Origin of the sequence: Kitasatospora sp. NBC_00315 (assembly GCF_041435095.1) — a bacterium.
Taxonomy (GTDB): Bacteria; Actinomycetota; Actinomycetes; order Streptomycetales; family Streptomycetaceae; genus Kitasatospora.
On sequence record NZ_CP108025.1, the window covers coordinates 5685511 to 5700643 of the forward strand.

A 15133-nucleotide genomic window follows, 5' to 3' on the forward strand; every position below is an offset into this window, starting at 1 on the left:
AGGGTGACGCATCAGTAACCCTTTGTCACTGCTCTCCCGGTCATCGATTCGTCTCAAAGAGTGGAAAAGTCCTCGGACGCGCTTCGGCGGGGCCGGGGGCTGGGTTACGCTGGTTCACATCATGCGTATCCGGCCGCTTCTTCTTAGCTGCCGCGGCGAGGGCCTGTAGTCCACTGAGGCCGGCTCCCTTGCCGCGGGGGACTGAGCTGTGCGCGTATGAAAACGCAATCGCGGCAGCAGCCGGCCCGTCGGGTGTCCATCACCCCGACCAGCCTGCATCACACACGGAAGCCGAGAGTCACTTCATGACCGAGCAGAGCTCCGCCACGTCGAACTCCGCCGGGCGCGTCTTCATCGACCGTCCGACCCCGATCACCGCGGCCACCGTCCAGCAGAAGCCGTCCGGGATGCCCTACGGGCGCTACGTGCCCTTCGGCACCATCGACCTGCCGGACCGCACCTGGCCGAGCAAGGTGATCACGCGGGCTCCGCGCTGGCTCTCCACCGACCTGCGCGACGGCAACCAGGCGCTGATCGACCCGATGTCGCCGGCTCGCAAGCGCAAGATGTTCGACCTGCTGGTGAAGCTGGGCTACAAGGAGATCGAGGTCGGCTTCCCGTCCTCCGGTGCCACCGACTTCGAGTTCGTCCGCTCGCTGGTCGAGGAGGGCGCGATCCCCGCGGACGTCACCATCTCGGTGCTGACCCAGGCCCGTGAGGACCTGATCGAGCGCACCGTGGAGTCGCTGGTCGGCGCCCCCCGCGCCACCGTGCACCTGTACAACGCGACGTCGCCGCTGTTCCGCCGGGTGGTCTTCAAGGGCAGCAAGGACGACATCAGGGCCATCGCGGTGGACGGCACCCGCCTGGTGATGGAGTACGCGGAGAAGCTGCTGGGCGACGACACCGTCCTGGGCTACGAGTACTCGCCGGAGATCTTCATCGACACCGAGCTGGACTTCGCCCTGGAGGTCTGCGAGGCGGTGATGGACGTCTGGCAGCCCGGTGAGGGCCGCGAGATCATCCTGAACCTGCCGACCACGGTCGAGCGCTCCACGCCGAACGTCTACGCCGACAAGATCGAGTGGATGTCGCGCAACCTGTCGCGCCGCGAGTTCGTCTGCCTGTCCACCCACCCGCACAACGACCGCGGCACCGGGGTGGCCTCCGCCGAGCTGGCCGTCATGGCCGGCGCCGACCGCGTCGAGGGCTGCCTGTTCGGCCAGGGCGAGCGGACCGGCAACCTGGACCTGGTCAACGTCGGGATGAACCTGTTCTCGCAGGGCGTCGACCCGATGATCGACTTCTCCGACATCGACGAGATCCGCCGTACCGCCGAGTACTGCAACCAGATGGGCGTCCCGGAGCGCCACCCCTACGCCGGTGACCTGGTCTACACCTCCTTCTCGGGCTCGCACCAGGACGCGATCAAGAAGGGCTTCGACGCGCTGGAGGCCGACGCCGCGGCGGCCGGCGTACCGGTCGGCGAGTACACCTGGGGCGTTCCCTACCTGCCGATCGACCCGAAGGACGTCGGCCGCAGCTACGAGGCCGTCATCCGGGTCAACAGCCAGTCGGGCAAGGGCGGCATCGCGTACGTCCTGAAGAACGACCACAAGCTGGACCTGCCGCGCCGGATGCAGATCGAGTTCTCCAGGATCATCCAGGCCAAGACCGACTCCGAGGGCGGCGAGGTCACCCCCGCCGCGATCTGGGCCGTCTTCCAGGACGAGTACCTGCCCACCCCCGGCAACCCGTGGGGCCGGATCTCGCTGAGCGGCTCCCGCAGCCTGACCACCGAGGACGGCCGCGACGCGCTGACCACCCAGGCCGTGGTCGACGGCGTCGAGACCGCGCTGACCGGCACCGGCAACGGCCCGGTCTCCGCCTTCGGTGACGCGCTGGCCGGCATCGGCATCGACGTACGCGTCCTGGACTACGCCGAGCACGCGCTGAGCGAGGGCGGCGACGCCCAGGCCGCCGCGTACGTCGAGTGCGCCGTCGACGGCAAGGTGCTGTGGGGCGTCGGGATCGACAGCAACACCGTGCTGGCCTCGCTGAAGGCGATGATCAGCGCCGTCAACCGGGCGCAGCGCGGCTAACCCGTACGTCTCGACCGGCCGAGTGGGCCGCCCCCGGGGGCGGCCCACTCGCATGTCCGGCCGGGCCGCCCGGCCCCGTGGGCGGTGACCCGGCCCGCCCCGTGGGCGGCGGCCCGCCGCCGCCGGACCGTCCGGCGTGCCGATCCTCTCGGGCCGCCCCGGGGGCGGGCGGGTGAGGCGCTGTGTCCTGCGCCACATTTTTCTGCGTCCCGAGCCGTTCGGGGTACTGACACGTGCCGGTAACCGTGGCAACATCGACCCACCGGAAATCCGGGGTCGGTGGGACGGCCACGGGTCCGGTCGCGTGACCTGCCCATTGTTGTGCAGGCCGCCTGCCATGTCTGGGGAGTGGCGCCGTGACAGGGTTGTGGGGTGTCCGTCCTCGCTGGCGGACTGACGTTCTCGGTGACTTCTTCTGCCCAGGGTGCGGCGGGGACCGCAACTACCGCCGGCAGCACGGCCGGCGGTGGCTGCGGGTTCTCGGTACGCCACTCCTCCCGGTCGGCCCGGTGATCGGCAGCGTGCAGTGCACGTCCTGCCACGGCCGGTACGGCGTGCGGAGCCTGGAGCAGCTCACCAGTGTCCGACTCTCCGGCATGCTGCGCGACGCCCAGTACACCGTCGCCCTCGCGCTGCTCGCGGCCGGCGGCACCGGCAGCCGGGCGGCCCGCGAGGCCGCCTGCACGGTGGTGCGGGACGCCGGCTTCGAGGACTGCGGCGAGGCCCAGGTGCTGGCGGCGCTGGCCGCCCTGTCCGGTCTCGGCGACGAGCTCCAGGAGGCGCACCGCCCGGCCGAGGCGCTCACCGTCGAGGTCCACGCGGCCCTCGAACCCCTCACTCCGCACCTGGCCCAGCAGGGACGCGAGCGGCTGCTGCTCCAGGGCGCCTGGATCGCCCTCTCCGACGGCCGCTACCTGCCGCAGGAGCGCGAGGCGCTGGCCGTCGTCGGTCGGTGTCTGGGCCTCGGCGAGGAGCAGGTCGGCACGCTGCTCGAAGCCGCCACCCGCGCCGCGCACTGACCGCGAGCCGGCGCTCTCCCCGGGTGCCCCGCGCACCCACTCCCGCGCACCCACTCCCGCGCACCCACCCGTCCGCGTCCCGCCCACGAGCCGGGCCCGGTGTCCCCCCTCCGGGCCCGCCACGACCCGCACCGGTGGCCATCCCCCCATGGACCCGGTGCGGGTCCGCGTTCGCCGGTCCGGCCCGGTCCGCGCCGCGCATGCGCGAGAATGGGGGGATGCCTTCACGGACGCCCGCCCCGCGCCGCCCCGCCCGCACCCCCCGCGAGGCGTCGGCATGAGCCTGTTCCGGGACGACGGTGTCGTGCTGCGGGCGCAGAAGCTCGGTGAGGCCGACCGGATCATCACCCTGCTCACCCGCCAGCACGGCAAGGTCCGCGCGGTGGCCCGGGGGGTGCGCAAGACCAAGTCGAAGTTCGGGGCCCGCCTGGAGCCCTTCTCGCACGTCGACGTCCAGTTCTTCAGCCGGGGCAGCGACCTGATCGGCCGGGGTCTGCCGCTCTGCACCCAGGTGGAGACGATCGCGCCCTACGGCGGTCCGATCGTCGCCGACTACGGCCGCTACACCGCCGGCACGGCCATGCTGGAGACGGCGGAACGATTCGCCGAGAACGAGGGCGAGCCGGCTGTGCAGCAGTACCTGCTGCTGGTCGGCGCGCTGCGTACGCTGGCGGGCGGCACCCACGAGTCCCATCTGGTGCTGGACGCCTTCCTGCTGCGCTCGCTCGCGGTGAACGGGTACGGCGCGAGCTTCACCGACTGCGCCAAGTGCGGGCTGGAGGGGCCGAACCGTTTCTTCTCCCTGCAGGCCGGTGGTGTGCTCTGCGGGGACTGCCGGGTCCCGGGTTGTGCCGTACCCTCCCCTGAGACACTGGTACTGCTCGGCTCGCTGCTGTCAGGGGACTGGCAGACGGCCGACGCCTGCGAACCGCGGTACTGGCGGGAGGGCAGCGGCCTGGTTGCGGCCTATCTGCAGTGGCACCTGGAGCGGGGAATCCGCTCGATGAGATACGTGGAGAAGTGAGCATGGCAGCGCGACGGCTCTTCGGCGGCAGCAAGCTGAGGGAGTACCTCCCCCCGACCCCGCACCCCAGCGGCGCCCGGCCCCCGAAGATCCCCGGTGAGCTGGTCCCGGCCCACGTCGCGATCGTGATGGACGGCAACGGCCGCTGGGCCAAGGAGCGCGGGCTGCCCCGCACCGAGGGCCACAAGGTCGGCGAGAGCGTCGTCCTCGACGTGCTCAAGGGCGCGATCGAGCTCGGCGTGAAGAACATCTCGCTCTACGCCTTCTCGACCGAGAACTGGAAGAGGTCCCCCGAGGAGGTGAAGTTCCTGATGAACTTCAACCGGGACGTCATCCACCGCCGCCGCGACGAGATGGACGCGATGGGCGTGCGGGTGCGCTGGGCCGGCCGGATGCCCAAGCTCTGGAAGAGCGTGGTCCAGGAACTCCAGGTCGCCGAGGAGCAGACCAAGGACAACGACGCCGTGACGCTCTACATGTGCGTCAACTACGGTGGCCGGGCCGAGATCGCGGACGCCGCCGCCGCCATGGCGGCCGACGTGGCGGCCGGGAAGCTCGACCCGAAGAAGGTCACCGAGAAGACCGTCGCCAAGTACATGTACCACCCGGACATGCCGGACGTGGACCTGTTCCTGCGCCCGAGCGGCGAGCAGCGGACGTCCAACTTCCTGCTCTGGCAGTCCGCGTACGCCGAGATGGTGTTCCAGGACGTGCTGTGGCCCGACTTCGACCGCCGCGACCTGTGGCGGGCCTGCGAGCAGTACGCCCGCCGCGACCGCCGCTTCGGCGGCGCCCTGCCGAACGACGTCCCGGCCGCCCAGTCGGCCGCCGAGGTGCCCCCGCAGCGCTGACCCGTGGCCGGCCGCGGCGCCAGGCGCGCGCGGCCGGTCCGGCACGCGGTCGCCCCCGCCCGGAGCGTCCGGACGGGGGCCGAGTGGTGCGGTGGCGCGGCTCAGTCCTTCTTCGCGCAGTCCGCGCAGGTGCCGAAGATCTCCAGGGTGTGCGCGACCTCGCTGAAGCCGTGCTCGGCGGCGACCGCGTTCGCCCAGCGCTCGACGGCGGGGCCCTCCACCTCGACGGTTGCGCCGCAGTGGCGGCAGACCAGGTGGTGGTGGTGCCCGCTGCTGCAGCGGCGGTAGACGGCCTCACCGTCGGCGGTGCGCAGCACGTCCACCTCGCCGGCGTCGGCGAGCGACTGCAGGGTGCGGTAGACGGTGGTCAGGCCGACCGAGTCTCCCCGGTGCTTGAGCATGTCGTGGAGTTCCTGGGCGCTGCGGAAGTCCTCGATCTCGTCCAGGGCCGCCGAGACGGCGGCTCGCTGCCGGGTCGATCGGGCGCGCGGCGTCGGGCCTGCGGTGGTCACCGTGGGTCCTCCTGGGGGTGGGGGCATGACGCACCTCATTGTGCCAGGCCCGCTCCACCGGGCGGGTCGGTCGGGGAAAGGACGCTCGGCGCCGGGCCGTTCTGGCCGGGCAGTTGGACGTCGCAGACGTCCGGGCCGTGGTCCGCGGCGCCCCGGTGGCGGCGCCGGGCGAGCGGGGCCGCGAGCAGGCTGAAGAGCGCGAAGACGGCGATCGCCAGCAGCACGATGGCGGGGCCGGAGGGCACGTCCACCTGGTACGAGCCGGTGACACCCGCCAGCGAGACGACGACCCCGAGGGCGATGGCGGCGGCCTGGGTGGCCGCGAAGGACCGGGTGAGCTGCTGCGCGGCCACCACCGGGACCACCATCAGGGCACTCACCAGCAGCAGCCCGACCACCCGCATGGCGACCGTGACGGTCACGGCGGCCATCACCGCGAGCAGCAGGTTGAGGAAGCGCACCGGCAGACCGGTGACCCGGGCGAACTCCTCGTCCTGGCAGATCGCGAAGAGCTGGCGGCGCAGGCCCACGGTGACGGCGATGACGACCGCGCCGAGGATCGCGATGGTCGCCAGGTCGGCCGGGGCGACGGTGAGGATCGATCCCCAGAGGTAGCTCTCCAGGCTTCCGGATCCGGCCTGCGCGGAGAGCGAGACGAGCAGCTTTCCGCAGGCCATGCCGCCGTAGAAGAGCATCGCGAGGGCGATGTCGCCGCGCTGGTTGCCGCGCGAGCGGACCAGCTCCATGGCGACCGCGCCCAGGACGCACACCAGCACGGCCATCCAGACCGGGCTGGTCTGGAACAGGAAGCCGAGGCCGACGCCGGTCATCGCCACGTGGCCCATGCCGTCGCCCATCAGGGCCTGGCGTCGCTGCACCAGGTAGATCCCGACGGCGGGCGCCGTGACGCCGACCAGGACGGCGGCGAGCAGGGCCCGCTGCATGAAGTCGTAGGAGAGCATCTCGGTCATGCCAGCAGCCCCGGGGTGGTCAGGCCGGCCCGCGTCCGGTGGTCGTCGGCGTGCGGGTGGACGTGGTCGTGTCCGGGCAGCGCGTGCAGCCCGGTGTTGGGAACCGGCGGGCCGTCGTGGGCCACGCAGCCGTCGCGCAGGACGACGGCGCGGTCGATCAGCGGCTCCAGCGGCCCGAGTTCGTGCAGGACGAGCAGGACGGCGCTGCCGCGCGCGACCTCGCTGCGCAGGGTGTCGGCCAGCACCTGCTGGCTGGCGGCGTCGACGCCGGCCATCGGCTCGTCCATGATCAGCAGGTCGGGGGAGCCGACCAGGGCGCGGGCGATCAGGACCCGCTGCTGCTGGCCGCCGGACAGGTCGGCGACGCCGTCGCCGGCGCGGTCCAGCATGCCGACGGCGGCGAGCGCGCGGTCCACGGCCTCACGGTCCCTGCGGCGGAAGGGCAGCAGGCCGTGCTGGGGGAGACGGCCGGTGGAGACCACCTCGCGGACGGTCGCCGGGACGCCGCCGGCGGCGGTGGTGCGCTGCGGGACGTAGCCGATCCGGTGCCAGTGCCGGAACTTCGCGTACGGCGTGCCGAACAGCTCCAGGCCGCCGCGCTCCAGCGGGACGGCGCCGATCACGGTCTTGACGGTGGTGGACTTGCCGGAGCCGTTGGCGCCGAGCAGGGCCACCACCTCGCCGGGGCGCACGGTGAGGTCGATGCCGCGCAGCACCGGCCGTCCGCCGAGCGAGGCGACGGCGTCGGACAGGCGGACGGCCGCGGGTGCGGCCGCTCCGGTGCGGGAGGTCTGGTGGGGCATGGTGTGACGTCCTGTCAGCTGGTGGCGCCGAGCGCGGCCCGCAGGTTGGTGAGGTTCTGCTTCATGACCGTCAGGTAGTCGGCCCCGGGGGCGCCGCCGGCCGACTCCGGCTTGATGCCCTCGATCGGGTCCAGCACGGCGGTCCTCAGACCGAGGTCCTCGGCGACGGTGCCGGCCAGCTTGGGATTGACCAGCGCCTCGAAGAAGATCGTGGTGACGCCGTTGTCCCGGGCCGCCTTCTGCACCTCGGCGAGCCGGGCCGGGGTGGGCTCGGCCTCGGGGTCGACCCCGTTGACGGCCACCTGGGTGAGGCCGTAGTGGTCGGCGAGGTAGCCGAAAGCGGCGTGGCTGGTGACGAAGGTCCTGGTCCGGGTGTTCTGCAGGCCGTCCTGGAACTCCTGGTCCAGGACGCCGAGCTTCTTCACCAGGTCGTCGGTGTTGCGGCGGTAGTCGGCGGCGTGCTCGGGGTCGGCCGCGGCGAACTCGCTGCCGACGCTCGCGGCGATCGCGGCGTAACGGGTCGGGTCCAGCCAGACGTGCGGGTCGCCGCCGGACTCCGGGTGCCGGTGGCCGTCGGCGCTCTCGGTGCCCTCGTCCAGGTGGTGGTCGACCAGCGGGCTCGCGGCGGTGGCGTCCACGACGTGCTTCGCGTGGGACTGCGCGACGGCCTGGTCGACGGTGGGCTGCAGACCCTTGAGATAGACCACCGCGTCGGCCTTCTGGAGCGAGCCGACCTGCTTGGCGGTGAGTTCCAGATCGTGCGGCTCGACGCCCGCCGCCGTCAGGTCGGTGACCTTCACGTGCTCGCCGCCGATCTGCGCGGCGAGGAACTCCAGGGGATAGAAGGACGCGACGACGTGCAGCCTGCCGTCCGAGCCGCCGGCGCTGCTGCTCCCGCCGCAGGCGGACAGCGCCAGGGCACCGACCGTGGCGGCGGCCAGGGCTATGGAGCGGGGAGCGCGTCGGGTCATCGTCATGACAACCATTCTCATCTTATGTGGAAATGATTGTCAACTCACTCGTTCGGGTCAATCGGACGGGTCCGTCGGGCGTCGCGCGGCCCCCGTCGTCCGCCCGGCATCCACCGGCCACCGGCCGGGTGCCCCCCGGCCGATACCGATTTGAACCCGGTACCCGTATGGCCGGTAACCTCTGAGGTATTCGGGTACGAGCAACCAGCCGTGCCCTGACCGTGCCGTCGTTATGAAGAGAGCACTGTGGCCGCCGACAAGATCGACACGATCGTCAGCCTGAGCAAGCGCCGTGGCTTCGTCTACCCCTGCAGCGAGATCTACGGTGGCCAGCGAGCCGCCTGGGACTACGGGCCACTGGGTGTGGAGCTCAAGGAGAACATCAAGCGCCAGTGGTGGCGTTCGATGGTCACCGCGCGGGAGGACGTCGTCGGGCTCGACTCGTCGGTGATCCTCGCCCGCGAGGTGTGGGAGGCGTCCGGTCACGTCGCCACGTTCAACGACCCGCTGACCGAGTGCCTCTCCTGCCACAAGCGGTTCCGCGCGGACCACCTGGAGGAGGCGTACGAGGCCAAGCACGGCAAGCTGCCGGCCAACGGCCTCGCCGACCTCAACTGCCCCAACTGCGGGAACAAGGGCTCCTTCACGGCGCCCAAGGAGTTCTCGGGCATGCTGAAGACCCACCTCGGTGTCACCGAGGAGGCCTCCGGCCTGGCCTACCTGCGCCCGGAGACCGCGCAGGGCATCTTCACCAACTTCAAGGCCGTCCAGCAGACCTCGCGCAAGAAGCCGCCGTTCGGCATCGCCCAGACCGGCAAGAGCTTCCGCAACGAGATCACGCCGGGCAACTTCATCTTCCGCACCCGCGAGTTCGAGCAGATGGAGATGGAGTTCTTCGTCAAGCCGGGTGAGGACGAGGAGTGGCACGAGTACTGGCTCCAGCAGCGCTGGGACTGGTACGTCGGCCTCGGCATGAAGACCGAGAACATGCGCTTCTTCGAGCACCCGAAGGAGAAGCTCTCGCACTACGCCAAGCGCACGGTGGACATCGAGTACCGCTTCAACTTCGGCGGCACCGAGTTCTCCGAGCTGGAGGGCGTGGCCAACCGCACCGACTACGACCTCACGGTGCACAGCGAGCACTCCGGCCAGGACCTCAAGTACTTCGACCAGGAGTCCGGCGAGCGCTACTTCCCGTACGTCATCGAGCCGGCAGCGGGCCTCAACCGCGCCATGCTGGCCTTCCTGCTCGACGCGTACTTCGAGGACGAGGCGCCCAACGCCAAGGGCGTCATGGAGAAGCGCGTCGGCATGCGCCTCGACCCGCGCCTGGCGCCGGTCAAGGTCGCGGTGCTGCCGCTGTCGCGCAACGCCGACCTCTCGCCGAAGGCCCGCGGCCTCGCCGCCGACCTGCGCACCGCGTGGAACGTCGAGTTCGACGACGCCGGCGCGATCGGCAAGCGCTACCGCCGCCAGGACGAGATCGGCACGCCGTTCTGCGTCACCGTCGACTTCGACACCCTCGAGGACGACGCCGTCACCATCCGGGACCGCGACACCATGGCACAGGAGCGCGTCGCGCTCGGCCAGGTGAAGTCCTACCTGGCGGCCCGTCTGATCGGCTGCTGACCGCACGCCCCGAAGGCCCCCGCCCGCCGTCACGGCGGGCGGGGGCCTTCGCCGTGGCCGGTCCACCGCCGGAAAACGCGTTGTCCCGCCAGGGGGTGCTCCGACATGATCCGGAGCGGCGAGATCGATCGCACAGCTGTTTCCATCAAGGGGGAGTCACATGAGTCGTACCGCAACCGGGTTGCCGGGCCTCGCCGCGGCAGCCGCGTTCGCGCTGGCCGCCGGACTGCTCGCCGCACCGGCCGCCGCCGCGGCGGACGGTGCTCCGGTGAGCGGCCCGAGGACGCTGCCGAGCCCCGGCTTCGCCGCCACCGGAGTGCACAGCGGCTGCGGCGACGCGGGCGAGCCCGGATGGATCAACACCGCGGCTCCGACGCTCACGGTCACCTCGACCGTCCCGGACGTCCGCTTCACCGTCCGCGACGACGCCACCTCCGCCCACACCAAGGTGTTCGACGCCACCGCGCAGACCTCCGCCGGCAGCGCCCAGGTCGCCGTGACCGGGCTGACGGACGGCCACGCGTACAGCTGGCGCGCCAAGGGCGTGCAGGCGGACGGCCCGACCGACGCCTGCCGCTTCCGGGTCGACGCCACGGCCCCCGCGCAGCCCACCGTGGAGTCCACCGACTTCCCGTCCGCCGGCACTCCGGCGAAGTACGCGGGGCAGAGCGGCCTGTTCACGTTCCGGGCGACGGACGCGGCCTCGGGTGTGGCGTGCTACCACTACACCCTCGGCCTGTACCCCGACCGGGGGAACGACTGCACGGCCCGGGGCAGCGTCCTGGCCGGTCCCGACGGACTCGTGACGGTGCCGATCCGGCCGACCTCCTGGGGCACCAACACCCTCACCCTCACCGCTGTCGACAACGCGGGCAACGTGACCTGGCCGACGAGCTACACGTTCTACGCGCCGTCGAACCCGAGCCCGCCGGCCGTCCCCGGGGACGTCGACGGAGACGGAGTCCCGGACATCCCGCTGCCCGACTCGGCCGGGAACCTCCAGATCATCAGCGCGGCCGCGTCCAGCGCCCGGCCGACCTCCACCGTCGCGGCCGGCTACGCGCCGAACCGGCAGAGCTGGGCGGGCTACCAGCTCGCCCACCGGGGCTGGGGCCAGTGGCACGCACCGATGGACGACCTGATCGCGTTCGCGCCCGGGACCTACGCTCCCTCGTTCTACCGGAACAGCGACTACGGGACCTTCGCCGCCGGCAGCATCAGGCTGACGCGCCCGGCCGACGACCCCTTTGCCGAGGAGCCGACCTTCCCGGCCGACTTCCCGGCCGACTGGTCGAAGACCGACCAGCTGGTCGCCCTCGGCGCGCTGGGCCAGGACCAGCAGTCCTCGCTGCTGACGGTCGAGGCCGGTGACCTCTGGCTGCTCACCGACCCGTCGAACTACTCCTTCTCGACGGTGCGCAAGCTCGGCGCGGGCTCCTGGACCGGCTACGAGCTGATCGCTCCCGGCAAGGCCGCCGACGGCTCGCTGGCCCTGTGGTCCCGGGAGAAGGCGTCCGGCACCCTGCGCAGCTACCCCATCGCCCACAACGCGGACGGCAGCTGGGACTTCGCCGCCCTGGCCGATCCGGCGTCCGGCACCGTGATCGGGAACTTCCCGCTCGCCGACTACCCGGTTCTGGGCAGCTCCGGTGACGGCAACGGCGACGGAAGGCCGGATCTGTACGCCGTCACCGCCACCCGTCACCTGCTCACCTTCGACGGCGTCAGCACGCCCAGGGATCTCGGTCCGCTGGCCTGACGTCAGTACCGTCGGCGCCATCAGGACCTCGACGCCCCGAAGGCCCCCGCCCGCCGTCACGGCGGGCGGGGGCCTTCGCCGTGGCGCGCCGGCGTCAGCGTCGGCCGCGGCGGGCCCGGGTGGGCTCGGCGGGGACGGTCGGCAGGCCGGCCGCGCGCAGGGCGGCCACGGCGTCCCGGCGGCGGCCCTCCTCGGCCTCGCCGAGGGCCGCCAGCAGTGCGCCGTACAGGGCCGGGGTGGTGGCGAGGGCCGCGCCGACCTGGGCCAGGTCGGCGGGCCGGCGCAGCGTCACCAGTTCGCGCAGCAGGGCGACCGCCAGTGGTCCGTCCAGGGCCGTGACCAGGGCGGACGCCTCCGGGACCGACCGGGCGGCGGCCTGGTGCAGCAGGGTGCGGGTGTCGGCCGGACGACCGGCCGCGTGCAGGTGGTCGGCCAGCGCCGCCAGGTCGGCGGGCGGCGCCGACCCCCACTCCCAGAGCAGGGTCTGCCCGTCGGCGCCCTGGCCGCAGCGCTCCAGCGCGGCCAGCAGCTCGGGCAGGGCGGCCGCCGGATAGCCCCACAGGGCGTGGAACAGCTCCGCGGCCTCGCCGACCAGAGCGGCCCGCCGCAGCTCGGCGAGGGTGGCGGCCGCGTGGTCGGGCGAGCCGTGGGCGACGGCGCGGGCGAGGTAGGCCGCGGCGCCCGCCGGGCCACCGGAGCGCAGCAGGCCCGCCAGCCGGGCGACGTCCGCCGGGGCGAGGGTGACGGCGCCCTGGGCGACCAGGGCGGCCGACTCGTGCGCGGAGCCGCGTCCGTGCAGTGCGGTGATCCGTTCGGCGAGGGCGTTGAGTTCGGCGGCGGTGCGCGGGCGCGGGGCGGGTGGCCGCGCGCGCTCCGTCGTCGCCGTCCGGTCCGGTTGGCCGGCCGGCGGAGGGGTGTCCGGGCCGGTGCCGGTGGCGCCTCGGGCGCCGCCGAACCGCGCGCCCGTGACGTGCGGCGTGCTGGGCACCGGCGGAGCGGGCGCCTGGACGGGCGGCGCGGCGGGCTCCTGCTCGTACACGCCGCCGAAGCGGGCCCCGGTCGGGCGCTTGCGGGTGGGCCCGGCGGCGGGCGCGGGCGCGGGGGCGGCCGCGGGCGCCGGCGAGGGCGCGGGGGATTGGTGCAGGCGCAGCTCGTCCTCGACGGCCAGCAGGCGTTCGCTCAGCTCCAGGCAGCGTGCTCCGAGCCCCTCCCGCAGGTTCCGCGCCTGGTCGAGCCGCCGCAGCAGCTCCGGGTCCGGCTGCCCCTGCGGCTGCGCGTACCGGTGGTCGGTGCCCGGCAGGCCCGCGTCCCGTACCGCGTCGGCCAGCCGCCGTTCGCGCTGGGTTGCGTACTGCCGTGCGCGCAGCAGTTCGTCGAGCTCCGCCCGCAGCGCCTGGGCGTCCTGCTCCACCGATGGGCGGAGGTTGTTCTCCTGGTGCACCGTCACCACGTCGTCCGACCTCTCCACCGCGCCCCGGGCCCTACTGCTCCACCCCGACCGCCCCACTCCGACTGCCCCACCCTGACTGCCGGTCATCCTCGCGGGGCGATACGGCGGTCGTGTTACGGCGGTGAGTCGGCTTGTTTTCGGAGCGCGTCGGCGCCCGCGTCGGCGAGTGCGCAGACGCCGATCACCGTCAGCAGGAAGGCTGTTGCGGCGCGGAGCAGGCCGGCCTCGTAGTACGCGTCGGTGGTCCACCGGGCGGCCGCCCAGCCGGCTGCCGCCGCGGCCGGGAGGGCCGCGGCGAGCCCGATCCAGGCTCCTGCGCCGGCCCGTTCCCCCCGGGCGCCCGCCGCCGCCCGCAGCACGACCAGCAGGCCGGCGCCCGCGGCGAGTGCGGGGCCGGCGAAGGAGCCGCCGTATCGGATCGCCAGCGCCGGGACGAGGAACAGGACCAGGGCGCGGCCCAGCCCGGCGGCCACCGTGGCCACGGCCGGCCCGGCGGGCGCCCCGGCCCGGCCGTACGAGGCGGCGTACCGGGCGCCCGCCAGTACCGCCAGCGCCAGGGCCGCGTCCGGCAGCCGTCCGCCGAGGCGGGAGAGGTTGTAGAGCAGCGCGGTGTCGTACACGACCAGCACCAGCGAGCCCAGCGCCCACAGCGAGACGCCGAACAGCAGCAGACCCCTGGCCGAGACCGGCCGCAGCGGCCCGCGTTCGCGCCCTGCCAGCACCCGGATCAGCACCGGGGTGACCAGGGCGGAGAGCACCCGCAGGGCAATGTCGTCCACCGTGTACGGGTTGCGCAGATCCCACTCGACCAGGCAGAACGCCGCCGTGTAGGAGGCCGCGGCGAGCGGCACCAGCGCGGAGCGCGCCACCCGCCGGTACAGCCCGGCGTCCAGCCAGCGCAGCACGGTGGCGAACGCCAGCAGCACGAAGGGGAGTTCCAGGAACGCCTGGACGCGCAGCACCGAGGGCGCCAGCAGTTCGGGCACGGGCATGTGCGCGGCGAGCCGTCGGACGAGGCCGCCGTCGGCCGTGGCGAACCAGCCGGGCGGCAGGTAGCGGGCGACGAAGGAGGTGTCCCCGCCGTGCACCCGCAGGACGTACACCGCGAACAGCAGCTGGTTGAGGTAGATCAGCGCCACCACCGCCGCCAGCGCCGCCCCCGGGCCGAAGACCCTTCGGTCGGTGGCGGGCCCGGGTGTCGCCCGCGGGGCGGACGCCCCCGCGGCGGCGGGGCGTTCGGGCGTCGGCCCGCGCAGGACGCGCGGCGCCGCGACCACCGCCGCGACGGCCGACACCACCACGGTGACGTTCAGGCCCGGGGCCAGGAGCGACATCCGGGCCCCCCTCAGCCACTCAGCCGGGTACGGGCCTCCATCAGCGCGAAGCCGAGCAGGTTCAGCCCCCGCCACTGCGCCGGCCGGACGGCGTTCTCGTGGTCGGCCGCGAGCCCGATGCCCCAGATCCGGTCCATCGGGCTGGCCTCCACCAGCACCCGCTGCGAGGTACCCAGCAGATACGTCCGCAGCGCCTCGTCCTGCCCGAACTTGGCGACGCTGCCCGCCACCACCAGTTCGAACCGACCGGCCACCCAGCGCTCCTCGTCGAAGCCCGCCACCTGCCGCCCGAGCGCCTTGGCCTCGGCGGGGGTGCGGGCCCGGAGGATGCGCGGGACGATCCGCTCGTCGCCGAACATCCGGGCCTTGCCCGCCATCATCCAGTGCTCGGCCGTCGGGTACTCGACCCCGTCGACCACGAAGCGCGAGGGCCACCACTGGCTCAGCGCCCCCGGGCCGACCTGCCCGTCGCGCTGCGGCCGGTGGCCCCAGAACAGCAGGTACTTCGGGTGCCCGCCGGCTGCCACCAGGGCGGTGAGTTCCTCCCGGGTACGGGCTTCAGCGGGCTTGCCGGGAGTGGTGGCCGTGCTGGGCGTGGTGGGAGTGGTGGGACGGGCGGTCGTCATGGGGGCATCCTCGCACCGCCGGCTGGAGTCGGGCGCGGGCTTTTCCGCAGCCCGGGCGCCGTCCGCCGTCCGCCGCCCGCAG

Annotated in this window: 13 protein-coding genes; 6 read left to right on the forward strand and 7 right to left on the reverse strand. The window is 73.1% G+C overall.

From position 1 onward, the window contains the following. Nucleotides 1-305: 305 nt before the first annotated feature. The 4 genes from leuA (at nucleotide 306) to OG823_RS23680 (ending at nucleotide 4996) form a co-directional block, all read left to right on the forward strand. Nucleotides 306-2102: a 2-isopropylmalate synthase gene (gene leuA / locus OG823_RS23665; RefSeq protein WP_371481620.1), complete on the forward strand. Its 1797-nt coding sequence runs from the start codon at nucleotides 306-308 to the stop codon at nucleotides 2100-2102. 509 nt (nucleotides 2103-2611) lie between these two features. Next, a complete protein-coding gene (locus OG823_RS23670; RefSeq protein ID WP_371481622.1) occupies nucleotides 2612-3121 on the forward strand; it encodes a TerB family tellurite resistance protein in 510 nt (169 codons plus the stop codon). A gap of 277 nt (nucleotides 3122-3398) precedes the next feature. Then, on the forward strand, nucleotides 3399-4145 hold the full coding sequence (gene recO, locus OG823_RS23675) for a DNA repair protein RecO (RefSeq protein ID WP_371481624.1): 747 nt from the start codon (nucleotides 3399-3401) through the stop codon (nucleotides 4143-4145). A gap of 2 nt (nucleotides 4146-4147) precedes the next feature. Continuing rightward, nucleotides 4148-4996, forward strand: coding sequence for an isoprenyl transferase (locus OG823_RS23680; RefSeq protein ID WP_371481626.1), 849 nt, complete (start codon nucleotides 4148-4150; stop codon nucleotides 4994-4996). Between the two features lie 101 nt (nucleotides 4997-5097). Here the strand turns inward: OG823_RS23680 and OG823_RS23685 are convergent, their stop codons facing one another. From OG823_RS23685 to OG823_RS23700, 4 genes are read right to left on the reverse strand one after another with little or no spacing between them, the layout of a single operon-like run. Further along, the gene (locus tag OG823_RS23685; RefSeq protein WP_371481627.1) at nucleotides 5098-5508 is read right to left on the reverse strand and encodes a Fur family transcriptional regulator; all 411 of its coding nucleotides are present in this window, start codon (nucleotides 5506-5508) and stop codon (nucleotides 5098-5100) included. 35 nt (nucleotides 5509-5543) lie between these two features. Further along, complete coding sequence (locus OG823_RS23690) at nucleotides 5544-6479, reverse strand: metal ABC transporter permease (RefSeq protein ID WP_371481629.1); 936 nt, start codon at nucleotides 6477-6479, stop codon at nucleotides 5544-5546. Continuing rightward, complete coding sequence (locus tag OG823_RS23695) at nucleotides 6476-7282, reverse strand: metal ABC transporter ATP-binding protein (RefSeq protein ID WP_371481631.1); 807 nt, start codon at nucleotides 7280-7282, stop codon at nucleotides 6476-6478. The genes OG823_RS23690 and OG823_RS23695 overlap by 4 nt, the downstream gene beginning before the upstream one ends. Before the next feature lie 14 nt (nucleotides 7283-7296). Further along, a complete protein-coding gene (locus OG823_RS23700) occupies nucleotides 7297-8259 on the reverse strand; it encodes a metal ABC transporter substrate-binding protein (protein WP_371481632.1) in 963 nt (320 codons plus the stop codon). Nucleotides 8260-8499: 240 nt separating this feature from the next. Between OG823_RS23700 and OG823_RS23705 the strand changes: the two genes are divergently transcribed. Both OG823_RS23705 and OG823_RS23710 read left to right on the forward strand, forming a co-directional pair. Continuing rightward, nucleotides 8500-9882, forward strand: coding sequence for a glycine--tRNA ligase (locus OG823_RS23705; protein ID WP_371481634.1), 1383 nt, complete (start codon nucleotides 8500-8502; stop codon nucleotides 9880-9882). Nucleotides 9883-10042: 160 nt separating this feature from the next. Continuing rightward, complete coding sequence (locus tag OG823_RS23710) at nucleotides 10043-11641, forward strand: hypothetical protein (RefSeq protein ID WP_371481635.1); 1599 nt, start codon at nucleotides 10043-10045, stop codon at nucleotides 11639-11641. A 94-nt stretch (nucleotides 11642-11735) separates the two neighbouring features. On the opposite strand, the gene OG823_RS23715 is transcribed toward OG823_RS23710, so the two are convergent. From OG823_RS23715 to OG823_RS23725, 3 genes are all read right to left on the reverse strand, one after another. Next, complete coding sequence (locus tag OG823_RS23715) at nucleotides 11736-13109, reverse strand: hypothetical protein (RefSeq protein ID WP_371481637.1); 1374 nt, start codon at nucleotides 13107-13109, stop codon at nucleotides 11736-11738. Between the two features lie 95 nt (nucleotides 13110-13204). Further along, nucleotides 13205-14425, reverse strand: coding sequence for a hypothetical protein (locus OG823_RS23720; protein ID WP_371481638.1), 1221 nt, complete (start codon nucleotides 14423-14425; stop codon nucleotides 13205-13207). A gap of 11 nt (nucleotides 14426-14436) precedes the next feature. Beyond that, nucleotides 14437-15051, reverse strand: a complete 615-nt coding sequence (locus OG823_RS23725; RefSeq protein WP_371481640.1) for an NADAR family protein — start codon at nucleotides 15049-15051, stop codon at nucleotides 14437-14439. Between the last annotated feature and the right edge of the window lie 82 nt (nucleotides 15052-15133).

Excerpts from the sequence above, each read along its gene's own strand:
- leuA (WP_371481620.1), top strand. The coding sequence starts at position 306 with ATGACCGAGCAGAGCTCCGCCACGTCGAACTCCGCCGGGCGCGTCTTC.
- recO (WP_371481624.1), top strand. The coding sequence starts at position 3,399 with ATGAGCCTGTTCCGGGACGACGGTGTCGTGCTGCGGGCGCAGAAGCTC.
- OG823_RS23680 (WP_371481626.1), top strand. The coding sequence starts at position 4,148 with ATGGCAGCGCGACGGCTCTTCGGCGGCAGCAAGCTGAGGGAGTACCTC.
- OG823_RS23690 (WP_371481629.1), bottom strand. The coding sequence starts at position 6,479 with ATGACCGAGATGCTCTCCTACGACTTCATGCAGCGGGCCCTGCTCGCC.
- OG823_RS23695 (WP_371481631.1), bottom strand. The coding sequence starts at position 7,282 with ATGCCCCACCAGACCTCCCGCACCGGAGCGGCCGCACCCGCGGCCGTC.
- OG823_RS23700 (WP_371481632.1), bottom strand. The coding sequence starts at position 8,259 with ATGACGATGACCCGACGCGCTCCCCGCTCCATAGCCCTGGCCGCCGCC.
- OG823_RS23710 (WP_371481635.1), top strand. The coding sequence starts at position 10,043 with ATGAGTCGTACCGCAACCGGGTTGCCGGGCCTCGCCGCGGCAGCCGCG.
- OG823_RS23720 (WP_371481638.1), bottom strand. The coding sequence starts at position 14,425 with ATGTCGCTCCTGGCCCCGGGCCTGAACGTCACCGTGGTGGTGTCGGCC.
- OG823_RS23725 (WP_371481640.1), bottom strand. The coding sequence starts at position 15,051 with ATGACGACCGCCCGTCCCACCACTCCCACCACGCCCAGCACGGCCACC.